Raw genomic sequence first — 7,333 nt, 5'->3', positions numbered from 1 at the left:
AAATATCGAGATTATCTTCAGAATATCGCTGCTTGAAAAAGTTAACAACGCTCTTATCGTTGATAAAGAAAAGAGGGTGAATCGCGTATTACGACACACCCTCTTTCTTTTTATAATCAAGGAATGTTGCGTGTTACTTGTTTAGCTTCCATTCCGACCCGTCTTTACCGTCCTTGATTTCAAAGCCGAGAGCGGTTAATTCGTTACGTATCTTGTCGCTTGCTGCCCAGTCTTTATTGGCTTTGGCTTTGGCACGCTCTTCCAGCAGCATGTCTACGACGTGGCCGAAGGCTTCTTCGCGGGCAGCGTTCGAGGCGTTTTCGGCTTTCAGACCCAAGATGTCGAAGCAGAAGAGGCGGAAAGTCTCTTTCAGTTCGTCCAGGTCGGCTGCTGTGATGGTGTCGTTACCGGCCAGGATGTTGTTCACCATCTTGGCACCGTCGAACAGGTGGGCGATGACGATGGGCGTGTTCAGGTCGTCGTCCATGGCGTCGTAACACTTCTCGCGCAGCGCCTTTACGTCGACCGTCGATGCCTGTGCGGGCGTTATCTTCTCCAGTCCGCTGACGGCGTCCATCAGTCGGGCCAGTCCCTTTTCGGCAGCTTTCAGGGCTTCGTTTCCGAAATCTACAGTGCTGCGGTAGTGTGCCTGCAGGGTGAAGAAGCGGATGGTCATAGGTGTGTAGGCTTGTTCCAACAGTGGATGTGTGCCGGTAAAGAGCTGCTCCAGCGTGATGAAGTTGTTATAGCTCTTGCCCATCTTCTGTCCGTTGACGGTCAGCATGTTGTTGTGCATCCAGTAGTGCACCATGTCATCACCCTGACTGGCCACGCTCTGTGCAATTTCACATTCGTGATGGGGGAAGATGAGGTCCATGCCGCCTCCGTGGATGTCAAAGTGTTCGCCCAGGTACTTACGTCCCATGGCCGTACACTCGCAGTGCCAGCCGGGGAAACCGTTGCCCCAAGGCGAGGGCCAACGCATGATGTGCTCCGGTTGCGCATTTTTCCACAGGGCGAAGTCGGCAGGGTTACGCTTTTCGTCTTGTCCGTCCAGCTCGCGGGTGGTGTTGAGCACGTCATCCAGGTTGCGGCCCGACAGTTTGCCGTAGTGGTGGTCGTGGTTATACTTGGCCACGTCGAAGTATACGGAGCCCTTGCTTTCGTAGGCATAGCCGTTCTTCAGTATCTCTTTTACCAGTTCAATCTGCTCGATGATATGTCCTGAGGCTTGCGGTTCGATGCTGGGGCGCAGTACGCCCAAGGCATCCATGGCCTCGTGGTAGCGGTTGGCGTAATACTGTGCAACCTCCATCGGCTCCAGCTGTTCCAGACGAGCCTTTTTAGCAATCTTGTCTTCGCCTTCGTCGGCATCGTGCTCCAGGTGTCCTACGTCGGTGATGTTACGCACATAGCGCACTTTATATCCCAGATGCTTGAGGTAGCGGAAGAGAATATCGAAAGTAATGGCTGGACGGGCATGTCCCAAATGTGGGTCTCCGTACACGGTAGGACCGCAGACATACATGCCTACATGTGGAGCGTGCAGTGGCTTGAATATTTCTTTTCTTCGGGTCAGCGTGTTGTAAATCGTCAGTTGATGTTCCATATTGTTAGGTTTTTATTTCCGATTGAAAGCACAAAGTTACTGTTTTTCGGATAAGTAGCTCTATGATGGCCCTGTTTTTTTGTCGTCATCGTAATTCCGTTCTTTCCTCATTAACGTTTGTTAGGATTCGCCCGTGCAGTATTTTCGGCCTTTCCGTCTTTCTTAAAGCAAAGACTAACTTAACCAAACTGAATAACTATTATGAAAAAAGAAATGAAATTCAACCGTCTTTTTGTATCTTTAATGATTGCCGGCTGTACGCTGGGTTTTGTAGCATGTAGCGACGACGACGATCCCCAAACTCCCACTGAACCGAAAGTAGAAGACATATACGGTGACTATACCGGTACGATGTATACTGCTTTGCTGGATCAGTCGACTTTTGCTGAAGGAGAAGGGGAGGAACCTGCAGGCGTTGATGTGGCTGCCCAGGTGAAGAACGATACCGTTTATTTCGATGAGTTCCCCGTACGCGACTTGGTTGTTTCTATCGTGGGCGAGGAGTCTGCCGATGCCATTCTTGAAGCCATTGGCAAGGTAAGCTACAAAGTGGGCTATGAGGCTACGATGACTGCCGCTAAGGATAGTGTTTACATGGCGTTCGATCCGAAACCGCTGGAAATTTCAGTACCGATGGGTGAAGACAATACGTTGACCGTAAAGGTAGAAGTGGCAGCCGCAAACAAAGGCAACTACGAGTTCGAGACCAAGAACCTGAACATGGGACTTGAAGCCAGCAGTGTGACGGTCAATGACGTTCCTTTCCCTGCATTCTCGGCTACCGGATTTACTTTTGAAATGAAAAAGAAATAAACTAACAGATATAATAACTGTAAGTTAGTCTGATACTGAATGAAAGGGATGCCCATTGTGGCATCCTTTTTTTGTATATTTGTGTCCGTAATACTTAACAAATCGAACGATGGAGAAACGTGTATTGCTGGGCATGAGCGGAGGAACCGACAGCTCTGTGGCGGCCATGAAGTTGCAGGACGCCGGATACGAGGTGACGGGGGTTACCCTTCGTCTGCACGATGACGGAGGACGTGATGCCGAAGAGGCTGCCCGTCTGGCCGACCGTCTGGGCATCGAACATTTCGAATACGACGCCCGCAAGGCTTTCGAAGCGCAGGTGGTCCGTTATTTCACCGAAGAATATCTGACGGGCCGTACGCTCGTGCCCTGTACTGTGTGTAATAATCGACTGAAATGGCCACTCTTGGCTCGTCTGGCCGATGAAAGGGGTATCTCCTGTATTGCCACGGGGCACTACGTGCGAAAGGTATGCCGCGACGGGCGATGGTATATCGCTCCTGCCGCCGATGCTGACAAGGACCAGTCGTTCTTCCTTTGGGGATTGAAGCAGGGTATACTGAAGCGCATGCTTCTGCCCATGGGCGAGCTGACCAAAGCCGAGGCTCGTGCCTATGCCGCCTGCCGTGGCTTCCAGCGTGTGGCGGAGAAGAAGGATAGCTTGGGCGTGTGCTTTTGCCCGATGGACTATCGCGCTTTTCTGCGCCGTGCTGTTTCGCCTGAGCTTCTGCCAGGAAAGGGAGTCTTTCTTGATGAAAACGGTGCTTTTTTGGGGTGGCACGAAGGCTATCCCTTTTACACCGTCGGTCAGCGGCGCGGACTAGGTATCCACCTGAATCGGGCTGTCTATGTGAAAGAGATATGCCGCGAACGAAACGAAGTGGTACTGGCACCGCTCGCCTCCCTTTATCGGACGGAGATGTGGCTGAAGGATTGGAACCTTGTGGATGAGACCCGACTCTTGGGCTGCGGGGCGGTCATCGTGAAGATACGCTACCGCAAGCAGGCTAACCGCTGCCTCGTTTCACGTACGGACGACGACCGCCTTCACGTGCGCCTGCTCGACCCGCTCGAGGCCGTGGCTTCGGGGCAGGCAGCCGCCTTCTATGATGCGGAAGGGTTGCTGCTCGGAGGTGGAATTATCCTATAATGTTTTAAGCTAAAACATACGACCTTTTGCTTCAAAACATTGCAGCTTTTGGAGCAAAAGATCGTATGATTTTGAGAGGTCTCTTGCTGGGGACTCTCTTATTTATTGTTCAGGCGGAGCATTTCTTCGATATACTCGCGCGTATTGCTCAGGCGGGGAATCTTGTGCTGGCCGCCCAGCTTGCCTTTTTGGTCGAGCCAGTCGTGGAAGAGGCCCGAGCGTGCCACGATGACTTCCAGCGGTTGCAGGGCCAGGTCATTCTGGCGTTTGGCCTCGTAGTCGGAGTTGACCTCCTTCAGCGTGTCATCCAGAATGCGAGCGAACTTGTCGAGGTCGTCGGGCATCTGAGCGAACTCAATCAACCACTGGTGACGGCACTTGGCATTTGCATCCATGAAAACGGGAGCGGCGGAGTAGTCCGTAATGCGTGCACCCGTTTCGGCACAGGCCTTGGCCAGTCCTTTTTCGGCATTGTCTACGATAAGCTCTTCGCCGAAGGCGTTGATGAAATGTTTGGTGCGGCCCGTGATAACGAACTTATAGGGTCGGTTGTTGGTGAACTTCACCGTATCGCCGATGATGTATCGCCAGAGGCCGGCCGAAGTAGAGATGACCATGGCGTAGTTTTTGTTTAGTTCCACCTCTTCGAGGCAGCAGATGTGTGGGTTCTCCTTGCCGATGTCCTCCAGAGGTATAAATTCGTAGAAGACACCATAGTCGATCATCAGGAGCATGGAGCGGTCGGCGGGGTCGCTTTGCGTGCCGAAGTAGCCTTCGGAAGCATTGTAGGTCTCTACGTAGTGCATCTTGCTGCTGCGTATCACCTCCTTGTATTGCTCGCGGTAGGGCGTGAAGGCTACGCCACCGTGGAAAAAGACTTCCAGATTGGGCCACACTTCCTCCAGGCTCTGCTTGCCCGTTTTCTCCAGGATGTGCTTGATGAGCACCAACATCCACGACGGCACGCCCGACAGGTTGGTGACGTTGGCATGGATGGTTTCGCGGGCGATGGCTTCCATTTTCGGTTCGAAATGTTCCATTAGGGCTGTCTGCTTGCTCGGCACACGGATGTAGTTGACCAGCGGGTTGAGGTTTTCCATCAGAATGGCAGACAAGTCACCCACAAGGCTGTGGTTCGTGTTCAGGTTGGGAGCATGGCTTCCTCCTAAAATTAGTCCTTTGCCCGAGAAGAATCGGCTTTCAGAGTTCTGACGTAAGTAGAGAGCTACAGCATCCTGACCGCCGCGATAGTGCGTGTCGTGTAGCGATTCCTTGCTGACGGGCAGGAACTTGCTCTTGTCGTTCGTTGTACCCGACGACTTGGCAAACCAGCGTATTTCTGATGGCCACAACAGGTTCTGCTCTCCGGCTCGCAGACGGGCTACGTAGGGCTTTATTTCTTCGTAAGTCTGTATAGGCAGGCGGTTCTTGAAGTCTTCATAGGTATGTATGGAACTGAAGTCATACTTCCGACCCCACTCCGTTTGGGCGGCTTTGCCGATGAGACGCATCAGTACACGATGCTGTATCTCTCCAGCGTGTCCGGCATATTGATCTATTTCCTTTACGCGGGAATTGAAATAGATATTATTGAGGAATCGCGTTATATTCATCTTTCTTATTGAAATCAGATTCTGCACGCAAAAGTAATCTTATTTCCGGTCATCTCTATCTTTTTTCTGTTTTTTTTCTATCTTTACGGCTGCATTTATGGTGCAAACTGACATGTTGACCATTTTATGCGACATAATGATAAAAATATTCTCCAAAAGGAGGAAGAAGGAACGGAGGTATTATATGAGAATCGGTATTTTGACTTCAGGGGGAGATTGTCCGGGGATTAATGCGACAATTCGCGGTGTGTGTAAAACGGCCATCCGTCACTATGGTATGGAAGTGATTGGTATTCATAGTGGCTTTCAGGGATTGATGACCAAAGATGTGGAAACATTTACGGAAGATTCTCTTTCGGGATTGCTGACGTTGGGAGGGACAGTGCTTGGCACATCGCGCGAGAAGCCTTTCAAGCGGGGAGGCCTGATGGATGGTGTGGACAAACCGTCACTGATAATCCAGAATATTAAAGAACTGGGGTTGGATTGTGTTGTCTGTATTGGTGGAAATGGTACGCAAAAGACTGCAGCTAAATTTGCGGCGATGGGTGTGAATATCGTATCCGTACCGAAAACCATCGACAACGATATTTGGGGAACAGATTTTTCTTTCGGCTTTGATACAGCGGTGAGCATTGCTACTGACGCTATCGATCGTCTACATTCTACGGCAAGTTCGCATAAGCGTGTGATGGTCATCGAGGTAATGGGGCATAAGGCCGGCTGGATAGCCTTGTATTCGGGTATGGCTGGTGGTGGCGATGTTATTTTGATTCCAGAGATTCCTTATAATATCCATAATATAGGCGAGGTTATTCTGGATCGTTTGCGCAAAGGGCGTCCTTACTCTATTGTGGTGGTAGCTGAGGGAATTCCAACCGATGGACGAAAGCGGGCGGGTGAATATATCGCTCAGGAAATTGAATACGAAACTGGCATTGAAACACGAGAAACCGTGCTTGGCTATATCCAACGTGGCGGTTCTCCGACACCTTTTGATCGTAATCTATCGACTCGTATGGGTGGTCATGCTACAGAATTGATAGCTACTGGTCAGTTTGGACGTATGGTCACTTTGCAGGGAAACGACATCTCGTCTCTTCCACTGGAGGAAGTGGCTGGAAAATTGAAATTGGTAACAGAAGACAATGATTTGGTAGTGCAAGGACGTCAGATGGGTGTCTGCTTCGGATAGGAAGATGTTTCAGAAGAACAGGGAACTTTGTCCGTTGTTTCCTGTTTTTCTTCTATCGGTAGTTCAGGAGCTGATACTTTTATTTCAACGATAACCGATGAGGCTTCAGTTTCTATATTTTCGGTTACAGGTTTTTCGTCTGTAGTAAGTGGCTTGTTTGTGTTCTCTAGGGTGGCTTGGTGCTCGGTTTTTAATCGTTCGATTTCGCTTTTGAAGGTTTCGTCAGACTTGAGCTTCTTGAGAGCCATTTGAGCTGCATTCTGTTGAGATTCCTTTTTGGAGTATCCTGTACCAGTTCCTGCAGGAAGTCCTTCAATCTGTACTTCTGTTTGAAACATCGGATTGTTTTCGCGATCAATGAACTGTTCGATGAGTTCGAACGAAACCTCCACCTTATGTTTTTGGCTCCATTCAATGAGCTTCGACTTGAAGTTCATTTCTTTGCGAGACATCTTGTCCAAATCGATGTACTGCTTGAAGATCTTCTTTTCCATGAACTGCTTGCATCGGTCATATCCTTGGTCGAGGTAGATGGCGCCGATAAAGGCTTCAAATGCATTGCCGTACATGTAGCTGTTGTGTGAGGAAGAGCGCGAAGCGTACTTTACTAGCTTGTCCAAACCTATTTCTACGGCCAGTTTGTTCAGTGTCTCACGTTGTACGATTTTGGAACGGGTGTTGGTAAGGAAACCTTCACGTTTGCCTTCAAAATGTTTGAAGACAATATCACCTACGATGGCGTCGAGGATGGCATCACCTAAAAATTCCAGACGTTCATTGTTGATGGGCCTTCCTTCTTCCGAACGGAGCGAGGTTGATTTATGGAGCAGGGCTTGCTGGTAGATTTTTAAATTGCGAGGGAAAAATCCCAAAATACGATAAAAACAAAAATAAGACTCCCGTTCCTTATGAAACAAGAGCCTTATTTTGTCTATCTGGTTACGTAACACGAC

Annotated in this window: 6 protein-coding genes; 3 read left to right on the top strand and 3 right to left on the bottom strand. The window is 49.8% G+C overall.

The window, feature by feature from the left end; translation table 11 throughout:
* Positions 1 to 133: 133 nt before the first annotated feature.
* Entirely contained in the window at positions 134 to 1,609 is a 1,476-nt protein-coding gene (cysS, locus tag HF894_RS13490) for a cysteine--tRNA ligase (protein ID WP_204973060.1), read from the bottom strand.
* 201 nt (positions 1,610 to 1,810) lie between these two features.
* Between cysS and HF894_RS13485 the strand changes: the two genes are divergently transcribed.
* Both HF894_RS13485 and mnmA read left to right on the top strand, forming a co-directional pair.
* Complete coding sequence (locus HF894_RS13485; RefSeq protein WP_204973058.1) at positions 1,811 to 2,422, top strand: DUF4840 domain-containing protein; 612 nt, start codon at positions 1,811 to 1,813, stop codon at positions 2,420 to 2,422.
* A 109-nt stretch (positions 2,423 to 2,531) separates the two neighbouring features.
* Complete coding sequence (gene mnmA / locus HF894_RS13480; RefSeq protein WP_204973056.1) at positions 2,532 to 3,572, top strand: tRNA 2-thiouridine(34) synthase MnmA; 1,041 nt, start codon at positions 2,532 to 2,534, stop codon at positions 3,570 to 3,572.
* Positions 3,573 to 3,670: 98 nt separating this feature from the next.
* On the opposite strand, the gene HF894_RS13475 is transcribed toward mnmA, so the two are convergent.
* Positions 3,671 to 5,185: a GH3 auxin-responsive promoter family protein gene (locus HF894_RS13475; RefSeq protein WP_204973054.1), complete on the bottom strand. Its 1,515-nt coding sequence runs from the start codon at positions 5,183 to 5,185 to the stop codon at positions 3,671 to 3,673.
* Positions 5,186 to 5,369: 184 nt separating this feature from the next.
* On the opposite strand from HF894_RS13475, the gene HF894_RS13470 reads away from it, so the two are divergent.
* Positions 5,370 to 6,380 (top strand): ATP-dependent 6-phosphofructokinase, encoded by a 1,011-nt coding sequence (locus HF894_RS13470; RefSeq protein ID WP_075319234.1) that lies wholly within the window; start codon positions 5,370 to 5,372, stop codon positions 6,378 to 6,380.
* On the opposite strand, the gene rnc is transcribed toward HF894_RS13470, so the two are convergent.
* Positions 6,356 to 7,330 carry a ribonuclease III gene (gene rnc, locus HF894_RS13465; protein ID WP_204973052.1) on the bottom strand — a complete coding sequence of 325 codons (975 nt, stop codon included), beginning with the start codon at positions 7,328 to 7,330 and terminating at the stop codon, positions 6,356 to 6,358. The two genes, HF894_RS13470 and rnc, sit on opposite strands and share 25 nt — an antisense overlap.
* Positions 7,331 to 7,333 lie beyond the last annotated feature (3 nt).

Source organism: Caecibacteroides pullorum, assembly GCF_019239235.1.
In the GTDB taxonomy this organism is placed as follows: domain Bacteria; phylum Bacteroidota; class Bacteroidia; order Bacteroidales; family Bacteroidaceae; genus Bacteroides; species Bacteroides pullorum.
This window is presented reverse-complemented; position numbering and strand designations above follow the sequence as displayed.

Coding starts and splice junctions, on each gene's coding strand:
- HF894_RS13485 (WP_204973058.1), top strand. CDS start 1,811: ATGAAAAAAGAAATGAAATTCAACCGTCTTTTTGTATCTTTAATGATT.
- HF894_RS13470 (WP_075319234.1), top strand. CDS start 5,370: ATGAGAATCGGTATTTTGACTTCAGGGGGAGATTGTCCGGGGATTAAT.
- cysS (WP_204973060.1), bottom strand. CDS start 1,609: ATGGAACATCAACTGACGATTTACAACACGCTGACCCGAAGAAAAGAA.
- mnmA (WP_204973056.1), top strand. CDS start 2,532: ATGGAGAAACGTGTATTGCTGGGCATGAGCGGAGGAACCGACAGCTCT.
- HF894_RS13475 (WP_204973054.1), bottom strand. CDS start 5,185: ATGAATATAACGCGATTCCTCAATAATATCTATTTCAATTCCCGCGTA.